The sequence below is a fragment of the Nonomuraea sp. NPDC004580 genome (assembly GCF_040609855.1).
Classification (GTDB): Bacteria; Actinomycetota; Actinomycetes; order Streptosporangiales; family Streptosporangiaceae; genus Nonomuraea; species Nonomuraea salmonea.
Map to the genome: position 1 here is coordinate 1 of NZ_JBEXLH010000105.1, position 17,968 is coordinate 17,968.

The 17,968-nt window shown below is 70.8% G+C and carries 17 protein-coding genes and 1 pseudogene; 6 read left to right on the forward strand and 12 right to left on the reverse strand.

The genetic code is table 11. The features are described 5' to 3' along the window. The 8 genes and pseudogenes from ABZW11_RS45040 to ABZW11_RS45075 all read right to left on the reverse strand — a co-directional run. A pseudogene (locus tag ABZW11_RS45040) lies at positions 1 to 110 on the reverse strand (ABC transporter permease); the annotation flags it as partial. A gap of 77 nt (positions 111 to 187) precedes the next feature. Next, a complete protein-coding gene (locus ABZW11_RS45045; RefSeq protein ID WP_355432317.1) occupies positions 188 to 1,198 on the reverse strand; it encodes an ABC transporter ATP-binding protein in 1,011 nt (336 codons plus the stop codon). Beyond that, positions 1,195 to 2,181 (reverse strand): ABC transporter ATP-binding protein, encoded by a 987-nt coding sequence (locus tag ABZW11_RS45050; RefSeq protein WP_355432320.1) that lies wholly within the window; start codon positions 2,179 to 2,181, stop codon positions 1,195 to 1,197. The genes ABZW11_RS45045 and ABZW11_RS45050 overlap by 4 nt, the downstream gene beginning before the upstream one ends. Positions 2,182 to 2,184: 3 nt before the next feature. Beyond that, on the reverse strand, positions 2,185 to 3,102 hold the full coding sequence (locus tag ABZW11_RS45055; protein WP_355432323.1) for an ABC transporter permease: 918 nt from the start codon (positions 3,100 to 3,102) through the stop codon (positions 2,185 to 2,187). After that, positions 3,099 to 4,106 (reverse strand): ABC transporter permease, encoded by a 1,008-nt coding sequence (locus ABZW11_RS45060; RefSeq protein WP_355432326.1) that lies wholly within the window; start codon positions 4,104 to 4,106, stop codon positions 3,099 to 3,101. Before ABZW11_RS45060 ends, ABZW11_RS45055 begins: the two co-directional genes overlap by 4 nt. Before the next feature lie 3 nt (positions 4,107 to 4,109). Further along, complete coding sequence (locus ABZW11_RS45065) at positions 4,110 to 5,939, reverse strand: ABC transporter substrate-binding protein (protein ID WP_355432329.1); 1,830 nt, start codon at positions 5,937 to 5,939, stop codon at positions 4,110 to 4,112. A gap of 145 nt (positions 5,940 to 6,084) precedes the next feature. Next, positions 6,085 to 7,065 (reverse strand): zinc-dependent alcohol dehydrogenase family protein, encoded by a 981-nt coding sequence (locus ABZW11_RS45070; protein WP_355432332.1) that lies wholly within the window; start codon positions 7,063 to 7,065, stop codon positions 6,085 to 6,087. Positions 7,066 to 7,069: 4 nt separating this feature from the next. Continuing rightward, positions 7,070 to 8,293: a M20 family metallopeptidase gene (locus ABZW11_RS45075; RefSeq protein ID WP_355432334.1), complete on the reverse strand. Its 1,224-nt coding sequence runs from the start codon at positions 8,291 to 8,293 to the stop codon at positions 7,070 to 7,072. Positions 8,294 to 8,393: 100 nt separating this feature from the next. Here ABZW11_RS45075 and ABZW11_RS45080 point away from each other — a divergent pair, with 100 nt between their 5' ends. Then, complete coding sequence (locus ABZW11_RS45080) at positions 8,394 to 9,134, forward strand: HAD-IIA family hydrolase (protein WP_345409727.1); 741 nt, start codon at positions 8,394 to 8,396, stop codon at positions 9,132 to 9,134. Between the two features lie 171 nt (positions 9,135 to 9,305). After that, positions 9,306 to 9,767, forward strand: coding sequence for a hypothetical protein (locus ABZW11_RS45085; protein WP_355432337.1), 462 nt, complete (start codon positions 9,306 to 9,308; stop codon positions 9,765 to 9,767). Between the two features lie 156 nt (positions 9,768 to 9,923). Here the strand turns inward: ABZW11_RS45085 and ABZW11_RS45090 are convergent, their stop codons facing one another. The 3 genes from ABZW11_RS45090 to ABZW11_RS45100 form a co-directional block, all read right to left on the reverse strand. Next, positions 9,924 to 10,568 carry an NADPH-dependent FMN reductase gene (locus tag ABZW11_RS45090; RefSeq protein ID WP_355432340.1) on the reverse strand — a complete coding sequence of 215 codons (645 nt, stop codon included), beginning with the start codon at positions 10,566 to 10,568 and terminating at the stop codon, positions 9,924 to 9,926. A 20-nt stretch (positions 10,569 to 10,588) separates the two neighbouring features. Then, on the reverse strand, positions 10,589 to 12,583 hold the full coding sequence (locus tag ABZW11_RS45095; RefSeq protein WP_355432342.1) for an AarF/UbiB family protein: 1,995 nt from the start codon (positions 12,581 to 12,583) through the stop codon (positions 10,589 to 10,591). Between the two features lie 84 nt (positions 12,584 to 12,667). Next, positions 12,668 to 13,597 carry an acyl-ACP desaturase gene (locus ABZW11_RS45100; protein ID WP_355432344.1) on the reverse strand — a complete coding sequence of 310 codons (930 nt, stop codon included), beginning with the start codon at positions 13,595 to 13,597 and terminating at the stop codon, positions 12,668 to 12,670. A 77-nt stretch (positions 13,598 to 13,674) separates the two neighbouring features. Here ABZW11_RS45100 and ABZW11_RS45105 point away from each other — a divergent pair, with 77 nt between their 5' ends. Continuing rightward, complete coding sequence (locus tag ABZW11_RS45105) at positions 13,675 to 14,118, forward strand: NUDIX hydrolase (protein ID WP_355432346.1); 444 nt, start codon at positions 13,675 to 13,677, stop codon at positions 14,116 to 14,118. A gap of 43 nt (positions 14,119 to 14,161) precedes the next feature. Here ABZW11_RS45105 and arfB read toward each other — a convergent pair whose 3' ends face one another. Then, positions 14,162 to 14,569 carry an alternative ribosome rescue aminoacyl-tRNA hydrolase ArfB gene (gene arfB, locus ABZW11_RS45110; RefSeq protein WP_355432348.1) on the reverse strand — a complete coding sequence of 136 codons (408 nt, stop codon included), beginning with the start codon at positions 14,567 to 14,569 and terminating at the stop codon, positions 14,162 to 14,164. Positions 14,570 to 14,740: 171 nt separating this feature from the next. On the opposite strand from arfB, the gene ABZW11_RS45115 reads away from it, so the two are divergent. The 3 genes from ABZW11_RS45115 to ABZW11_RS45125 all read left to right on the forward strand — a co-directional run bounded on the left by ABZW11_RS45115 (position 14,741) and on the right by ABZW11_RS45125 (position 17,819). Next, positions 14,741 to 15,556, forward strand: coding sequence for a hypothetical protein (locus tag ABZW11_RS45115; RefSeq protein WP_355432351.1), 816 nt, complete (start codon positions 14,741 to 14,743; stop codon positions 15,554 to 15,556). Beyond that, the gene (locus ABZW11_RS45120) at positions 15,553 to 16,134 is read left to right on the forward strand and encodes an HAD family phosphatase (protein ID WP_355432353.1); all 582 of its coding nucleotides are present in this window, start codon (positions 15,553 to 15,555) and stop codon (positions 16,132 to 16,134) included. Before ABZW11_RS45115 ends, ABZW11_RS45120 begins: the two co-directional genes overlap by 4 nt. A gap of 140 nt (positions 16,135 to 16,274) precedes the next feature. Next, entirely contained in the window at positions 16,275 to 17,819 is a 1,545-nt protein-coding gene (locus tag ABZW11_RS45125) for an alkaline phosphatase D family protein (protein WP_355432356.1), read from the forward strand. Positions 17,820 to 17,968: the final 149 nt, after the last annotated feature.

Sequence of the window (17,968 nt, forward strand, 5' to 3'; positions counted from 1 at the left end):
TGGTGCTCGGCGAACCAGCGCAGCGGGCCCGGCATCGACTCCGGCGGGACTACGCCGCTGCCCAGGAATGGCAGCAGCATCAGCGGCATCGGCAGCAGCGCGGCGCCCTCGCCGGCGTCGAACGTCAGCGCCGACTCGGCCACCCGCGCGGCCTGCCCGGCGTCGAATTCCCGCACGGAGTGCGTCATCACACCTCGCTCATCGGGCGGGCGATCACGCTGCGGCGCTCGGGGTGGAAGCACGCGTGCTCCTGCGGCACGCCCTCGGTGAGCTGCAGCAGCGGCCGCTCCGACGTGCACCGCTCGGTGCTGAACGGGCAGCGGCGGGCGAACAGGCAGCCCTCGTCGGCCTGGCTCTCGTCCAGCGACTCCAGCGGCACGACGGGCTGCTCGCCCGGCTGCTCCAGGCCGTGCAGGACGGGGATGGCCGACAGCAGCGACTGCGTGTACGGGTGCACCGGGTCGGCGATGATCGTGTCCACCGGGCCGTGCTCGACGACCTGGCCACGGTAGATGACGTACAGCTCGCCGTCGCCGCCGATGTAGCGGGCCGTCGCCACGTCGTGCGTGATGAACAGCACGCTCACGCCGAGCCGCTCGCGCAGGTCCTTCAGCAGCGCGAGGATGCCCAGCCGGAGCGAGACGTCGATCATCGAGACGGCCTCGTCGGCGACCAGCATCTCCGGGTCCACGGTGAGCGCGCGGGCGATGACCACGCGCTGCCGCATGCCGCCGGACAGCTGGTGCGGGTAGCGCGACAGCACCGAGCCCGGGTCGAGGCCGACCAGCGAGAGCACCTCGGCGGCCCGCTCCTCGATCCAGGCGCGCGAACGGCCGGTCTGCCTGGCCCGCAGGCTGAGCGGCGCGAACAGCGTCTGGTGGACGGTCCTCGTCGGGTTCAGGGCCGAGTACGGGTCCTGGTGGATCATCTGGATCTTGCGGAAGTGCGGCTGGCGCTGCTTGGGCTTCAGCCCCGACAGCTCGACGCCGTCGATCGCGATCTCGCCCTCGTCGTACGACTCCAGCCCCGCGATGATCCGCCCCAGCGTGGTCTTGCCGCACCCGGACTCGCCGATGAACGAGGCCGCGCCGCCCTTGGGGATCGCGAAGTCCACGCCCCGCAGCGCCCGCACCTCGCGGGCGCCCAGCACCTTGCCCCGCTGCTTGAACGTCTTGACGACGCCGGTTCCGGTGATCATGCGTGCTCCTTCACGGTCACGGCGTGACAGGCCACGGTACGCGTGCCGTGCTCGACGGCCTCGGGGTCCACGGTGTCGCACACGTCCATGCGCAGCGCGCACCGCTCCCTGAACACGCAGCCCTGCTCGGGCACGGTCGCCAGCGTGGGCGGCCGGCCCGGCAGCGCCTGGGCCTCGTCGATGTCGCCGACGAGCCGGGGGATGGCCTTGATCAGGCCGCGCGTGTACGGGTGGCTGGGCGCGCCGAGCACCTCCCTGGTGGGGCCCTGCTCGACGAGGCGGCCGCCGTACATGACGGCCAGCCGGTCGGCGACCTCGGCCACCACGCCGATGTCGTGCGTGATGACCAGCGTGGTCAGGCCGCGCTCCGCGTGCACCTCGCGGACGATCTTCAGGATGTTCGCCTGGGTGATCATGTCGAGCGCGGTCGTCGGCTCGTCCAGCACCACCAGGTGGGCGTTGAGCACCAGCGCCAGCATGATGCCGACCCGCTGGCGCATGCCGCCGGACAGCTCGTGCTGGTGCGAGTCGAGCACGCGGGCGCCGTCCATGCCCATCCGGCCGAGCAGCTCCTTGGCCTCGCGCACCAGCCCGCGCAGGTCCTCGATCCCGTGCGAACGGCCCAGGTCGAGCAGCTGCTTGCCGACCGTCTTGAGCGGGTTGAGGGAGTTCTGGGCGGCCTGGAAGACGTAGCCGATGTGCTTGCCGCGCGCCTTGCGCAACTGCTCGCCCGACAGCGCCGCCACGTCGCCCAGCCCGTCGATCTCGACGCTGCCCGCCGCGATCCTGCCGGGCGGCTGCACGGCGTTGAGCAGCGACAGCGCCAGCGTCGACTTGCCGGATCCCGACTCGCCGACGATGCCGGTGATCGAGCCGGGCTTCAGCGTCAGGCTGACGTCCCTGACGGCGGGCAGTTCGCCCGCGGGGGTCTTGTAGACGACCGTCAGGCCGCCGATGCGCACTCCGGGCGCCTTGTCGCTCACCCTCTACTCCTCGCGCAGCCGGGGATTGAAGATCTCGTCCATGGCGTCCACCACGAGCACGATCCCGAGCGTGAGCAGCAGGATCGCCAGCAGCGGAGCCAGCAGGTAGCCCAGCGCGTTCGGCGTGATCATGGCGCCCGCCTGGAACACGGCCAGGTTGAGCATCACGCCCCAGTTGTCCGACTCGTACGGCAGCACGCCCAGGAAGAACAGGCCCACCTGCGAGTAGACCGCGCCGGTGACCGAGATGAGCATGTTCATGGCGATGTACGGCGCCATGCTCGGCAGCAGTTCCTTGCCGATGATGTGCGTCGTGGACAGACCGAGCCCGCGCGCCGCCTCGATGAACCCGCGCTCGCGCAGCGACAGCGTCTGCGAGCGCACGGCCCGCGCCACGCCGCCCCAGCCGAGCAGGCCGAGCACGAGGCCCATCTGCACCGGGCTGCTGAAGCGCCACACGGTCGCGAGGACCAGCAGCAGCGGCAGGCCGGGGACGGTGAGCTTCATGTCGGTCAGCCGCATGAGCACGGTGTCCCAGCGGCCCCGGCGGAAGCCGGAGAACAGCCCGATCGCGGTGCCGACGACGACCGTGATGACCGCGGTCACCGCGGCGGTCAGCAGCACGTAGCGCGAGCCCTTGATGACCAGCGCGGTCACGTCCCGCCCCTGCGGGTCGGTGCCGAACCAGTGTTCCCAGCTCGGCGGCTGGGTGATCGCGTTGGTGTCGCCCGGCAGGTTGGCGGGCAGCAGCATGGGCCCGACGACCGCCATGATCACGAAACCCGCGAGGATGACGACGCCGACCATGCGGCTGGGCTTGCGCCTCATCACCCGCCACACGCCGCGCCAGAAGTTGCGGCGCATGGCCGAGGCCGCCGAGCCGGTGCCCGCACCGGTCTCCGGAATGAGCGTGGCGCTCACGACGCCTCCTCTCCGCTGCGCACCCGTGGGTCGATGACCGTGTAGAACAGGTCCGCCACGATGTTGGCGATGATGGTCCCGGCCGTGATCAGCAGGAAGGCGCCGCCCATCAGGGCGTAGTCGCGGTCGGTGACGCTGCTGATCAGCAGCCAGCCGAGGCCCGGATAGTTGAAGATCTTCTCGATGAAGACCGCGCCGCCGAGCAGCAGCCCCAGTGACAGGGCGAGCATGGTGAACAGCGGCAGGATCGCGTTGCGCGCGATGTACCTGAAGACGATCGAGCGCTTCATCCCGCGCAGCTCGGCGGCCAGGATGAAGTCGTCACCGAGCACGGTCACGACGCTCGACTTCATCGCCAGGATCCACCCGCCGTACGCCGACAGCGCGTACGTCAGGACCGGCAGGATCGCGTGCTCGACGAGCGAGCCGATGTAGCCGGCGTTCAACCCCGGTTCGTACAGGATGTCCACCGACCCGTCGGCGGGCAGGATGGGGATGAGCGTGGCGAAGATCACCACGAGCAGCATCGCCAGCACGTACTGCGGGATGCCGTGCAGCAGCGAGCCCGAGATGGACAGCGCGTCGCCGAGCTTGCCGGTGCGCTTGATCGCCGCGTACACGCCGAGGATGATCCCGACGAGGAAGCTCAGCAGCGTGCCGGCCAGCACCGGTAGAACGGTCCACTTGGCCGCGTCGGTCAGCACGTCGAGCACGGGGGTGCCGGGCCTGGTGACCGAGACACCGAGGTCGAGGCGGAGCAGGCCGGTGATGTACTCGCCGTACTGCTGCCACAGCGTGCCGTCCGGCTGGAAGCCGTACAGCACCTTCACCGCCTGCTGGGCCGCCTCGGGGGCCATGCCGCCCTCGATCAGCTTCTCGTAGCGGGCGGCCATGGGGTCGCCCGGGATGTTGTTGATGATGAAGAAGCTGATCGTCGCGACAACGAGGATCATGACGAACCCGCGGGCCAGGTGGCCCGCGAGTCGCCGTGCGATGGACGTCATAGGCTACTGCTTCGCCTTGATCAGACCTTGCTGGATCCACACGCCGGAGGGGAGCACGCCGGTGCCCATTCGCAGGACCTCGTCGTCGTGGGGCCAGCCGGTGAAACGGTTGTTGTTGACGAACTGCGTGTTCACGTAGTCCCAGAGCTGGATGACCGGCAGGTCCTGGTTGGCGGCCTTGGCCAGCTTCGCCATGATCGGCTTGGCGGCCTCCTCGTCGGCGGAGTTCAGCTCGGCGGTCAGCTCACCGGGGTTGATCTTCTCGCCGTCGACCTCGATCTCCTCGGGGCCGCCCATCCAGTTGCCGTTCTTGCCGGGGGCGCTGTGCGTGACCTTGCCCGCGACGTTGGTCCAGCCGTTGGAGGCGCCGTAGAGGCGCTGGAAGATGTCGTACGGCGCGGGGCCGAGCGCCATCAGCCAGAAGCCGACGTCGTACTTGCCGGCCGCCAGCTCCTCCAGGTACAGCGGGTAGTCGGCGGTCGTCACGACCTCCGCGTCCACGCCGGCCTTGATGAGCTGGCCCTTGATGTTCTCCTGCGCCGACAGCCAGTCGGAGAAGCCGGCGGGCGCGTGCATGGAGACCTTCCACGGCGTGCCGTCGGCCAGCGTCCACTTGCCGTCCTTCTTGACCAGGCCGGCTTCCTTGAACTCGGTCTCGGCCTTTGCCAGGTCCGCCTTGTACGGCTCGAGCTGCGGGACCGTGTCAGGGATCCACGCCTGCGCGGCCTTCTGGTGGATGCCGCTGGTCGTGGCGGCGGCCGTGCCGCCCTCGGGCGAGGCGACCTTGGTGACCTGGTCGCGGTCGATCAGGTAGGCCAGGCCCCTGCGCACGTGCACGTTGTCGTACGGCTTCTTGGTCTGGTTGAAGGCCATGCCCACGGCCACCGGCGAGTAGCCCTTGATGACCTCGTTGCCGGAGGCGGCCTTGATCCGGTTCATCACGTCCGTCGGCGCGGCGGTGAACCCGGCGTGGTCGAGCTTGCCGGCGGTGAGGTAGTTCCAGATCTGCTCGTTGCCGGTGTAGTTGAGGAACTTCACCTGCGAAGGAGCGACGTTGGCGGCGTTGAAGAAGTACTTGTTCTTGACCAGCAGCGCCTCGGAGGGGTTGACCCGCTCCAGCACGAACGGGCCGGCGGAGACGTCCTTCGGCGGGGCGAAGGCGATGACCTTCTCGCCCAGGGACGAAATCTCCTCGCGGGCCTTCTCGGCCTCGGCGCCGTCGCCGCGCGCGGCCTTGAGCTTGTCCCAGAAGTCGGCGGGGAGCACGCTGCTCCACACGTGCGCCGGCAGGATCGTGGTGTCCAGCACGCCGCGGGCGAACTTGGGGCTCGGGTTGGCCATGTCCTGCGTGATCTTCACCGTCTGCGGGTCGACCACCTCGACCTCCGCGGCGGCGCCCGCCGCGCCCGGGGTGGTCGAGAACGCCGTGCTGCCCTGCGTGTAGGCGATGCCGATGGACATCTTGACGTCCTCGGCCGTGACCGGCTTGCCGTCGGACCACTTCGCGTTGGGCTGCAACTTCAACGTGATCGCGGAGTTGTCGTCCGCGAGCTCCCAGCTCGCCGCAAGACCAGGCAGGGCCTTGTTCGGGTCGGTCAGGTGGTTGACGACCCAGCCCAGCTTCATGGAGCTGTAGCCGGGGAAGGAGTTGCCCTTCGGGTTGTACGGGTTGGCCGGCGCCGACGCCTCAAGGCCCGGCCTGTTCACGTCGATCGTGGTGAAGAGCCCGCCGCCGCCACCGCCCGAGCCGGACTTGTCGGTGGTGCCACCGCTGCACGCCGCAGTCGCGGTGGCAAGACCCAGCAACGCCACTACCGCTGCCAGTCGCTTCATTTGCCGCTCCGGGGGATGTCTCTAGGGATTGACCGGACATTACGATCGCGCCAGATCGGCGTCAATAATCTCCAGCGGTTGTGAGGCTAATGTAACTTTCCTTCATGAGTGTAGGAAGTGGCGCTAAGCGCCATCAAGTAAAACCTCAGGTCAGCGTCAAGACGGCCGCGCCGTTGACCCGGTCGGCGGCCAGGTCCGCCAGCGCCCGGTCCGCCTCTTCGAACGGGTAGGCCACCGCCGACACCCTGGGCGGATGCGCCAGGGCCAGCTCCAGATAGGCGTGCCCGTCGGCCCTGGTGTTGGCCGTCACGCTGCGCAGCGTGCGTTCCTGGAACAGGTGCCGGTCGTAGTCGAGCGCCGGGACGTCGGTGAGGTGGATGCCCGCCACGGCGAGCGTCCCGCCCCGGTCGAGCGCCTCCAGCGCGGGCGGCACCAGCGTGCCGACGGGCGCGAACAGGATCGCCGCGTCCAGCGGCTCGGGCGGCCGGCGCGCGTCCGCGGAGGCCGCGCCCAGCTCAAGCGCCAGCCTACGTGCTTGTTCCGACCGCGTGACCACGTGCAACGTGGCCCCGCGCGCGATCGCCGCCTGAGCGGTCAGATGCGCCGACGAGCCGAAGCCGTAGATGCCGAGCCGCCCGTCCCGCGGCAGGTCGCACCTGGCCAGCGCCCGGTAGCCGATGATGCCCGCGCACAGCAGCGGCGCCAGCCACTCGGCGGGGCGGTCGTCGGGCAGCGGATAGACGTAGTCCTCGCGGGCGACGACGTACTCGGCGTAGCCGCCGTCGGCGTCCCACCCCGTGTACGCCGAGTACGGGCACAGGTTCTCCATGCCCCTGCGGCAGTACCGGCACCGGCCGCAGGTCGAGCGCAGCCACGCCACACCCACCCGCCTGCCTGCCCGCGGGCCGGTGCCCTCGATCCTGCCGACCACCTGATGCCCGGGGGTGGTGCGCGGCCGGCGCGGCTCCAGGTCGCCCTCCGCGAGGTGCAGGTCCGTACGGCACACCGCGCACGCCTCCACCTTCACCAGGACCTCGCCGGGCCCCGGCACGGGCGCCTCCCGCTCGATCAGCCGCAGCGGCCCCGACGCGATCGGTCCAGGACGCTCCACCACCCAGGCACGCATGTGGTCACCCCTGTCCGTTCGCCGCCTCCTGCGCCAGCCTGGAGGCCGCCAGCGAGGCGTACAGCGCGGCGCCGTCCGGCAGCACCGCGTCGTCGAAGAGCGCGTCGGGGGAGTGGTTGTAGGGGGCGGTCACCGGGTCGCGGTCCGGCGGGCAGGCGCCCAGGAACACGAACGCGCCCGGCACGTTCTCCAGCACGTACGAGAAGTCCTCCGAGCCCATGATCGGGTTGGGGGAGACGGCGTAGCGGCCAGGCCCGAACAGCTCGTCCGCCGTCGCGCCGGCGAACGCCGCCTCGGTCCTGTCGTTCACCGTCACCGGGTAGCCCATCGCGAACGACGGCTCCACGCCCAGCCCGTACGCCGCCGCGATGCCCTCCACGACCTCCACCAGGCGCCGCTTGGCCAGCGCCCTGTTCTCCTTGCTGAAGGTCCGCAGCGTCGCCTCGAAGTGCGCCTCGTCCGGGATGACGTTGTCGGCCGAGCCGGCCTGGAACCTGCCCACCGTCACCACGACCGGGTCGAAGACGTTGAACGTCCTGGTCACCATGGTCTGCAGCGACGTCACCATCTCGCAGGCCGCCTGGATCGGGTCGAGCGACAGGTGCGGCGTCGAGCCGTGCCCGCCGCGCCCCTTCACCGTCACCTTGAACGTGTCGGCCGCCGCCATCAGCGGCCCGGGCCGCGACGCGAACAGCCCCTGCGGCAGGACCGACGACACCACGTGCATCCCGTACGCCGCCACCGGCCGCGCGCCGGCCGCCTCCAGCACGCCCTCCTCGATCATGCGCTTGGCGCCGTCGTGGCCCTCCTCGCCCGGCTGGAACATGAAGATCACGTCACCGGCCAGCTCGTCGCGCCGCCCGCTGAGCAGGTGCGCCGCCCCCACCAGCATCGCCGTGTGCAGGTCGTGGCCGCAGGCGTGCATCTGGCCCGGCAACTGGGAAACGTACGGCAGGTCGTTCTTCTCGGCCACCGGCAGCGCGTCCATGTCGCCACGCAAAAGCACCGCGGGCCCCTGCCGGCCACCGGGCCTACCACCCCGCAGCACCGCCGTCACCGAGCTGAGCGCGGACCCGGTCGTGATCTCCAGCGGCAGCCCCTCCAGGGCCGCGAGCACCTTCTCCTGGGTGCGCGGCAGGTGCAGGCCGATCTCGGGGGTGGTGTGCAAGGAGTGCCTGAGCTGGACGATCTCGTCCCGCATGTCCTGGGCGGTTTCAGTGAACGACATGAGCAACATTGTTCACCTGCCGGGCGGGAAGTCGATAAGGCGCGCTCGGTACGATGAACGCGTGACTCAGCGTAAGCGGATCGACTCCTGGTTGTCCGACATGGACGGCGTGCTCGTACATGAAGGGCGACCGGTCCCAGGTGCGGACGAATTCATCAAAAGGCTCAGCGAGTCGGGCCGGAAGTTCCGGGTCCTGACCAACAACTCGATCTACACCCAGCGCGACCTGTCCGTACGCCTCGCGGGCGCCGGGCTCGACGTGCCCGCCGAGTCCATCTGGACCTCCGCCCTGGCCACCGCCCAGTTCCTCGACGACCAGCGGGCCGGCGGGTCGGCGTACGTGATCGGCGAGGCAGGACTGACCACGGCGCTGCACGAGGTCGGCTACGTGCTGACCGACCTCGACCCCGACTACGTGGTGCTCGGCGAGACCCGCACCTACAGCTTCACCCAGATCACCCGCGCCATCCGGCTCATCGAGGGCGGCGCCCGCTTCATCGCCACCAACCCCGACCCGATCGGCCCCTCCACCGAGGGCTCGCTGCCGGCCTGCGGCGCCGTCGCCGCCATGATCACCAAGGCGACCGGCGTGGAGCCGTACTTCGTGGGCAAGCCCAACCCGCGCATGATGCGCAGCGCGCTCAACGAGATCGAAGCCCACAGCGAGACCACGGCCATGATCGGCGACCGCATGGACACCGACATCGTCTCGGGCATGGAGGCCGGGCTGTTCACCATCCTCGTGCTCACCGGCGTCACCCAGCGGCACGAGATCGACCGCTTCCCCTACCGTCCCTCCCTGATCGTCGACTCGGTCGCCGACCTCATCGAGCTCATCTGAGGCCCGCGGGACGGGCTCAGGAGGAAAAACCTGCACCCGCTCCCTGCCGTCGTTCCCGCCGTCGAGAGGGGTTCGAGGGGCGCGAGAGGAAAGAAGCACACCCGCGCTTTTCCTCCGCTCCGCGCCCCCGTCCCGCGGCTGCGACGATGGCAGCAAGGAAGAGCGCAGAGCATGAGAGGGCGGGGGCAGGTGGACGTACGCGCGGAGGTCCTCGACCTGAAACTCCGGGTCGAGGACCTCGAGACGGCCCTGGAGCAGGCCGGGCCCGAACAGCAGATCGGTCTCATGCGTGAGGTCCTCGGCCTCTCGGAGCGGCTGCAGGCCGAGATCACCACGCTGCGGGCCGAGCTGGCCCGTGCCCGCGGCGAGATCGGCGAGGAGTTCGCCGCGGTCGGCACCGAGATCGCGGGCGTGCGCAGGGAGGTCGCCTCCCGCCCTGCCGCCGAGACCCCGGAAGCCCGCGAGACTCCCGAGACGGCCGAGGCCGCCGAGCCAGGGGCGGACGTGCGGGCGGAGATCGCCGTCGAGTTCGCCGTCGTCCGGTCGGAGATCCAGCGCGAGTTCGACTTCCTGCGGTCCGAGGTCCTCGACCTGAGCATCAAGCTGGAGCGCCTGCAGCGGCGCGAGCACTGACCGCATCACAGCGCCGTCAGAGGGGGCCGTCAGAGGGGGGCCGTCAGAGGGGGGCCGTCAGAGGGGCGGTCACAGCGCTCTCACAGGGTCGTAATGGGTTGCCGCGCGGTTGCCGCGCGGCCGTCGCACGGCCGTCACAGGGCCGTCACAGGGCCGTCACAGGGCCGACAGCACCGGCTCCATGACCTCGGCGGGGCAGAGCTGGCGGATCACTCGCCGCACCTGGTCGCGCAGGTCGGGGGAGGTCAGGTGGCCGTCCTCGTCGAAGTGCGGGCAGGCCGGCGAGATCACCAGCTCGGCCCCCATCACCACGGCGCCCGCCCCGAGCAACTGCTTGTACAGCTCCGCCTGCGCCCACATGGCCCCGCAGGCCCGCGCGCTCGCGCTCATCACCCCGACGTGCTTGCCCGACAGCCCGTCCCGCGCGGCCATCCAGTCCAGTGCGTGGGTCAGCTCCATCGGCAGCAGGCTGTGCTCGGGAGCCGTCAGCAGGATCGCGTCGCTCCCCGCGACCATCGAGACCAGCTCCCGCGCCGGCCCCGGGACGGTCCCCGGCTGGTACGGGGGGATCTCGCCCAACCCCTGCCACACCTCGAAACACACGTTCTCCGGCAATTCGCCGCCTGCCGCGTCCAACAATCTGGTGATGAATGACCCCGCGTGGAGACTGGCGGCGATCCCGATGATTTTCACCCACTGCTCCCAAGGGGTTCCGGTGTTACCGGGAACCTGCCCGATGCCGCGGATGTCCAAGACCATGCCGAAGTCAAGAGGCGCACAGTTCTCCCCGAACTCGCGCATCTTGTGCGGGAATCTCCCGGCTACTGGTCGTCGGAGGCGCGGGGGCGGCGGAAGATCAGCGCCAGCACCCGCAAGCCCAGGATCGCCGCGACCATCAGCAGGTTGTAGCCGATGAGCTGCAGCAGCGTCGTCGAGCCCACCAGCGCGGGCCCGCCGTCCGTGGTCAGCAGGACGACCGCCATCAGCCCCGCCGTCGCGCCCAGCACCGTCAGCAGCACCTGGTGCAGCAGGCCCGTCACGTAGCGGCGGTCGCGGTCGTCGGCGAGCAGCCGCACGTTCATGCTGAAGCGGCCGTGCTCGGCGGCGCTGGCGATGCGCTCGATCCGGCGCGGCAGCCGGCGCAGCATCGGCACCAGGGCGGTCAGCTCCTGGGTCAGCGACTCGCGGATCGTCTCCGGCGTGACCTGCTCCGACAGGTAGCGTCCCGCGAAAGCGCGGGCCTCGCCGATCAGGTTGAAGCCGGGCGACAGGCGCACCAGCGTGCCCTCCAGCGTGGCCAGCGCGCGGAAGACGGCGGCCACCTCGGGCGGGATCGACAGGCCGTACTCCGAGACGATCTTGAACAGGTCGGTGAACAGCTGCGCGCTGTCCAGGCCGGGGCCCAGGTGCCTGGCCATGAACTGGCCCAGGGCCCGCTCCAGCGCCGGCTCGTCGATCTCCTCGGGGCGTGGCACGACCTCCAGGAGCGCGTCCGTGACGCCCAGGGGGTCCTGGCGGTTCATGGCGAGCAGGAAGCGCTGCAGCGCCGCGCGTACGGAGCCGTCGAGCCGGCCCACCGAGCCGAAGTCGAGCAGGCCCAGCGTGCCGTCCTCCAGTAGCATGAGGTTGCCCGGGTGGGGGTCGGCGTGGAAGACGCCCTCGATGAGGATCTGCCTGAGCAGGCAGTCGAGCAGGTCGCGGGCCAGGCGCGGGCCCTCGGCGGGGTCGGCGGCGGTGACCGGGCGTCCCGACAGCCGCTCCATGACCAGCACCCGCTCCGAGCACATCGCGCTGATCGGCGCGGGATACGCGACGCTCGCTCCGCCGCCGTGGTCTTCCCCGGAGCCTCCTGAGGCGCGGGCGGCCGAGACGGCGGCCATGTTGGCGGCCTCGACGCCGAAGTCCAGCTCCTCCCTGATCGCCGTGGCGAACCCCTCGGCCAGGTCGCGCAGGCCGAGCGAGCGGCCCCAGCGGGTCCTGCCCTCCAGCGTGGCGGCCAGCCGCCGGACGATCTCCAGGTCCTGGCCGACGACCGCCTCGATGCCCGGCCGGCGCACCTTGACCACGACCTCGCGGCCCGAGTGCAGCCGGGCGGCGTGCACCTGGCCGATGGAGGCGGCGGCGAGCGGCGTACGGTCGAACGCGGCGAACACCTCGTCCACCGGTCCGCCCAGCTCCGCGCGCAGCACCGGCTCGACCTGCTCCCACGGGGCGGGGGCGACCTGGTCCTGCAGCCGTCCGAGCTCGTCGACGAACTCGGCGGGCAGCAGGTCGCGCCGGGTGGACAGCACCTGCCCGAGCTTGACGAACGTCACCCCGCCGTCGTCCAGCGCGGCCCGCAGCGACGCGGCCAGGCGGAGCTTGCCCGAGCGGTCGTCCGGCCGTTCGCCCCTGCCCCGCAGGTAGGGGCCGAGTCCGTGCCGGACGGCGATCCTGGTGATCTGCGAATAACGCCTGGTCCTGGACAACCGGCCGCGTACGGACCGCGCCAGCTCCAGCGGCCCCGGCACCGAGCCGGGCGGCACCAGCGCCTCGGCCAGCACGAGCATGGCCATGGGGATCAGCACCATGGCCATGAGGACGAGCAGGAGGACTCCCAGGGCGGCCGCGTCGGGCGGCTGAGTGCCGTCCATGGGGCCGACCATGGCCATGATCGGCTCCAGCACCGGCTGGGCGAGCGCGAACGCGACCAGCGCGGCCAGGAACGTGCGCAGCGCGCCGAAACGGACATCCAGCAGCCGCTGCGTCACGACCGCGAGGAGCATGATCGTCAGCAGTGTGGTGATCCCGACGGCGACCGTGGTGGGAAAGTCCATGGGCCAGGATCCTCCCATGCCGCCGCTACTGCGGTGCCATGCCCCTATTGATGATGTTTTGTACGCTTTCGTGCCCTTGCGGGTTCACTTCTGGGCGGCCTCGCGGGCACGGCGCGCCTCGCGGCGCTCGACGAAGCGGGCGGCCGTGGCGTCCGTCTTGGCCAGGAACGCGGACAGCTCCTCGCGCGCCTTCTCGCCCTCGGCGTCCAAGCCCGTCTTGTCGAACACCGACCACTGCCGCAGCACCGGCATGAGCACGTCGTCCAGGTGCAGGCGCAGGTCGTAGATGCCCTCGTGGGCGATGATCAGCGACTTGCGGGCGAAGCCCTCCATGCCCTGGCCGGGCATCTGGAAGGTGGTCACCACGTCGGTCACCGCGCGCATGGTCTGGTTGGGGTCGAGCTCGAAGGCCGCCTTGAGCAGGTTGCGGTAGAAGAGCATGTGCAGGTTCTCGTCGGCGGCGATCCTGGCCAGCAGCCGCTCGCAGCCCTCGTCGCCGGAGGCCCTGCCGGTGTTGCGGTGGGCGATGCGGGTGGCCAGCTCCTGGAAGGAGACGTACGCGAGCTGCTGGAGCATCGTGCTGTACTCGGTGGCGAAGCCCTGCTCCATGTGCCGCATGCGGGCGCGCTCCAGCGCCACCGGGTCCACGGCGCGGGTGACGGTGAGGTAGTCGCGGATGGCGGTGCCGTGACGGTCCTCCTCGGCGGTCCACCGGTGCACCCAGGTGCCCCAGGCGCCGTCGCGGCCGAACGTCGTGGCGATCTCGTGGTGATAGCTGGGCAGGTTGTCCTCGGTCAGGAGGTTGACGATGAGCGACACGCGGGCGGCCTCGGGGATCTTGGAGTCGCCCTCCTGCCATGCCTCGCCCCCGTAGATGCCGTCGAAGTCGCGGCCTTCGCTCCACGGGATGTACTCGTGCGGGAACCACTCTTTGGCCATCTTCTCGTGGCGGTCGAGTTCGCCGGCCACCACCGGCTCCAGCTCGTGCAGCAGCTCCGTCTGAGACATCGCCATAAAAGATCTTCTCCTTCAGGTTACGGTACCGTAGGTTAGGCTACCCGAAGGACATACCGGTCAAATAGGGTGGAGGTATGCGACCCAGTGTCCGTGGCGTCCTACTCGACCACGACGATCGGCTCGTCCTGTTCCGGCGTACGGTGCCGGGACGCGCGCGCTACTGGACGGTGCCGGGCGGGCACGTCGAGCCGGAGGACGACACGCTGGAGGACACCCTGCACCGGGAGCTCCTGGAGGAGCTGGGCGCGATGGTCTTCGCGGTGCGTCACCTGGTCACCGTGTCCTACCCCTGGCAGGGCGAGGTCAAGACCCAGCACGTGTACGGCTGCCGCCTGCTGAGCATGGACCCCGAGCTCCGTCACGGGCCGGAGTTCGATGACCCGGCGCGCGGCCTGTACGAGGTGGAGCACGTCCGGCTGCACCGTTCTGAGCTGTTCGCGCGCAACCTCATCCCGCAGGCCGTGGCCGGCTACCTCTCGGCCACCATCGCCACCCTGCCCCGCCTCATCGGCACCTGACCTCGGGAGCGTGCCCGCCGATGACGGGGCGGTCTTCAGGGGGTCAGGGTTCGCGGCGCAGGCGCTTGAGGTCGCTGCGGTGCTTCTTGGCGGCGATGCGCCGTTCCACCGAGCCGCGGCTCGGCTTGGTCGGCCGCCGGCGCTTGGGTGGCGGCGCGATAGCCTCGCGCAGCCGCTGCGCGAGCCGGTGCGCGGCGGCCTCGCGGTTGCGCAGCTGGGAGCGGTACTCCGAGGCCGCGATGGTGATCGTGGCGGAGCCGAGCCGGTCGAGGGCGCGCGCCTTGAGCGCGGGCGGCAGCGCCGTGGTCGCGGACAGGTCGAAGGTCAGCTCCACCCGGCTGTCGGTGGTGTTGACGCCCTGACCACCGGGGCCCGAGGAACGCGAGAAGCGCCACACGAGCTCGGCGTCGGGGATGACGACGGCGTCGTTGACGACCAGCGGGCCGGGCATGGTGGGGAGCTCCTGTTCGCGATGCGCTCTTTCTTACGACATGTCACCGTATATGGACGGCATATGCCGCCCGCAATCACATTTTCCCGCCGCGAGTGCTCGTTGACACTCCGCCGGACGGCGACGTATGCCACTATCGCGCGCAAGAAGCACGGGGTTGGGGAGGACGCGGTGTCCGGCATCGTCGGCGTGCACGGGATCGGCAAGTACGACTACTACCTCAGAGCCGGACGGTCGGTGCCCGGCGCCGAGGCGGCCATACGCCGCAAGTGGGACCGCTACCTGCACGCGGCGCTCGGCGGCGAGACGCGGCCGTACTTCTCGGAGATCGCCTACTTCTCCCACCTCCTGAACGACGGCGCCGACCTCGGCAAGGCCCCCAAGGCCGCCATGGAGCTCCAGGCCCAGCAGGTCCTCGCCGGCTGGGCCAGGAACCTCGGGTTCGGCGAGCACGTCACGGGCGCCCTCAAGTCGGTCACCGGCTGGCTGCTGGACAGGCTGGACGAGCGGTCGGCGGCGTTCGCCGAGCTGTTCGCGCCCGAGGTGGCCGCCTACCTCACCGACAAGGGCCGCCGCGAGAAGTGCCGGCAGGCCGTGGCCGACGTCATCAGGCGCAACCGCCCCCGCATCGTCATCGCGCACTCGCTGGGCAGCGTGGTCACGTACGAGGCGCTGTGGGCCTGCCCCGACCTCGAGGCGGACCTGCTCGTCACCCTCGGCAGCCCCCTCGGCATGCGCAACGTCGTCTTCGAGCACCTCCTGCCCGCCCCCGTCAACGGGCGCGGCGAGCGCCCGCCCGGCGTGCGGCGCTGGGTGAACATATCCGATAAGGACGACATCGCCGCCATCCCGCCCGCCCTCGCGGGCTGCTTCACCGGCGTCGACGCAGAAGAGCTGGTCAACCTCGACTGGATCGACTTCCACACGGCCGAGAAGTACCTGGGCTGCCCGGCGCTGGGCCCGCATCTGCGACCATTCCTCGCATGACATGGATCGTGTTCGACTACGGCGGCGTGCTCTCCCTGCCCCAGTCGGCGGACGACGCCGACGCGATGGCGCGGGCGGTGGGCGCCGAGCCCGGGGCGTTCAGGCGCGGCTACTGGGAGCATCGCCTCGCCTTCGACCGGGCCGACCTGAGCCCGCACGCGTACTGGAGCGCCGTGCTGGGCCGGGCCGCCACGCCCGCCGAGGTCGCGCGGCTGGTCGCCATGGACGTCTCGAGCTGGGCCAACCCCGACAGGGGCACGGTCGCGCTGCTCGGTGAGCTGCTCGACGCCGGCCGTGACGTGGCGCTGCTGTCGAACGCGCCCGTCTGCGTCGGCGACGGCCTCGACCAGCTGCCCTGGATCGCGGCGATCGGCCACCGCTACTACAGCGGTCGGATGGGCCTGGTCAAACCCGACAAGGAGATCTACGACGCGCTGGCGCACGGGCTCGGCGCCGACCCGTCCGACATCGTCTTCGTCGACGACCGCGAGGAGAACGTCGAGGGCGCCCTGCGGGCCGGCCTGCGCGCGGTGCACTTCACCGACGCCGCCGCCCTGCGCGCGTCCCTGCCCGGCTGAGGTGAGCCGGCCGCCGTTCACGGGGTCGTCAGGGGGTCGTCACCTCGCGTACGCGGTGGCCGCGTACCGACCGGTGCTGTTCATCCTGGCTTGACTCCGTTGTCATGGCGGGGTCAGACCGGGAGGCGATACCTGGGAGCGTGGACCGCAGAGCCTTCCTGACAGCGGCGACAGCCGGCCTCCTCGTCTCCTCGCCCGCCCTCCCGGCGGCCGCGACCTCCAGAACGCTCAAGACCGACCCCTTCACCCTCGGCGTCGCCTCGGGAGACCCCTCCACCGACGGCTTCGTGCTGTGGACCCGACTGGCCGCCGACCCCCTCGGCGGTGACGGGCGCGGCGGCATGCCGTCCCGCGACGTCGAGGTGGCCTGGCAGGTCGCCGCCGACGAACGGTTCCGCAAGGTCGTCAGGTCCGGCACCGCCACCGCCCGCGCCCGCGACGCGCACAGCGTGCACGTCGAGCTGAAGGGGCTGGAGCCGGGGCGCGAGTACTTCTACCGCTTCAAGAGCGAGGGCAGGCTGTCGCCGGTCGGGCGCACCCGTACGACGCCGGTGGGTGAGACGCCGCTGCACTTCGCCGTCGCCGCGTGCGCCCACTACGAGCACGGCTTCTACACCGCCTACCGCCGCCTCGCCGAGCAGGAGCCGCAGCTGGTGGTGTTCCTCGGCGACTACATGTACGAGTACGGCCCCAGCGGCTACACCGCGCTCGCCGGCCGCGTACGCACCCACACGCCCGGCAAGTGCCGCACCCTTGCCGACTACCGGCTGCGCCACGCCCAGTACAAGAGCGACCCCGACCTCCAGGCCGCCCACGCGGTGGCGCCGTGGCTGGTGGCGTTCGACGACCACGAGGTGGAGAACAACTGGGCCGGCCACGTCTCCAGCACCGGCGCGCCCGGCTTCGAGCAGCGGCGGGCGCAGGCGTTCCGCGCGTACTACGAGAACATGCCGCTGCGCCGCGCCAGCCTCCAGGGAGCGGTGCTGCGGGTGAACCGGCGGGTCTCCTGGGGCACGCTGGCCCGCTTCCACCTGCTCGACACCCGGCAGTTCCGCGACGACCAGGCGTGCCTCGACGGCGTGCGGGCCGGGTGTGACGACCGGCTCGACGACCGGCGTACGCTGCTCGGCGCCGACCAGTGGCGCTGGCTGGAGCGCGGCCTGGACGCCTCCACCGCCCGCTGGAACCTGCTCGGGCAGCAGATCATGGTGGCGCAGCGCGACTTCAGGACCGGGCCTGGGCGCGAGGTCAACCTCGACTCCTGGGACGGCTACGCCGCCGAGCGCACCCGCCTGCTGACCGCCCTGGGCCGCACCGCCAACCCCGTGGTGCTGACCGGTGACGCCCACATGCACCACCTGGCCGAGCTCAAGACCGACTTCGACGACCCCGGCTCGCCGGTGGTGGCCAGGGAACTGGTGGCGTCGTCGATCGCCAGCGACGGCGACGGGTACCGCGACCGTACGTGGATCTCCGAGGCGTTGCAGGAGAACCCGCACTTCTCCTACATCGACCAGCGGCGCGGCTACCTGATGGGGCGGCTGACCAGGGACGAGCTGTCGGTGGACTTCCGTACCCTCGACTACATCTCCCGCAGAGGCGCCCCGGCGAAGACCTCCCACCGCCTCACCGTCCCGGCGGCACAGGACCGCTCCGCCGCCGCCCAAGCCGCGCCACCGGCCTGAGCACAGGGCGTCTGCCTGAAGAGTTACTGAAGGTCGGCTGCGGGTTCGCTCAATCGGGTGCCCCCGAGGAGGCCGTACGCGCACTCGCCCACGTCGTCCGCTACGCCCGCTGGCGCGCCCAGCCGGTGCAGCCGCCGCCCGAGCTGAGC

Excerpts from the sequence above, each read along its gene's own strand:
- arfB (WP_355432348.1), bottom strand. The coding sequence starts at position 14,569 with ATGCCCGGCCCGCTGGTCGTCAACGACGCCGTCGTCATCCCCGACGCC.
- ABZW11_RS45080 (WP_345409727.1), top strand. The coding sequence starts at position 8,394 with ATGGACGGCGTGCTCGTACATGAAGGGCGACCGGTCCCAGGTGCGGAC.
- ABZW11_RS45120 (WP_355432353.1), top strand. The coding sequence starts at position 15,553 with ATGACATGGATCGTGTTCGACTACGGCGGCGTGCTCTCCCTGCCCCAG.
- ABZW11_RS45045 (WP_355432317.1), bottom strand. The coding sequence starts at position 1,198 with ATGATCACCGGAACCGGCGTCGTCAAGACGTTCAAGCAGCGGGGCAAG.
- ABZW11_RS45065 (WP_355432329.1), bottom strand. The coding sequence starts at position 5,939 with ATGAAGCGACTGGCAGCGGTAGTGGCGTTGCTGGGTCTTGCCACCGCG.
- ABZW11_RS45095 (WP_355432342.1), bottom strand. The coding sequence starts at position 12,583 with ATGGACTTTCCCACCACGGTCGCCGTCGGGATCACCACACTGCTGACG.
- ABZW11_RS45090 (WP_355432340.1), bottom strand. The coding sequence starts at position 10,568 with ATGCGCGAGTTCGGGGAGAACTGTGCGCCTCTTGACTTCGGCATGGTC.
- ABZW11_RS45070 (WP_355432332.1), bottom strand. The coding sequence starts at position 7,065 with ATGCGTGCCTGGGTGGTGGAGCGTCCTGGACCGATCGCGTCGGGGCCG.
- ABZW11_RS45105 (WP_355432346.1), top strand. The coding sequence starts at position 13,675 with ATGCGACCCAGTGTCCGTGGCGTCCTACTCGACCACGACGATCGGCTC.
- ABZW11_RS45085 (WP_355432337.1), top strand. The coding sequence starts at position 9,306 with ATGAGAGGGCGGGGGCAGGTGGACGTACGCGCGGAGGTCCTCGACCTG.
- ABZW11_RS45075 (WP_355432334.1), bottom strand. The coding sequence starts at position 8,293 with ATGTCGTTCACTGAAACCGCCCAGGACATGCGGGACGAGATCGTCCAG.
- ABZW11_RS45100 (WP_355432344.1), bottom strand. The coding sequence starts at position 13,597 with ATGGCGATGTCTCAGACGGAGCTGCTGCACGAGCTGGAGCCGGTGGTG.
- ABZW11_RS45060 (WP_355432326.1), bottom strand. The coding sequence starts at position 4,106 with ATGACGTCCATCGCACGGCGACTCGCGGGCCACCTGGCCCGCGGGTTC.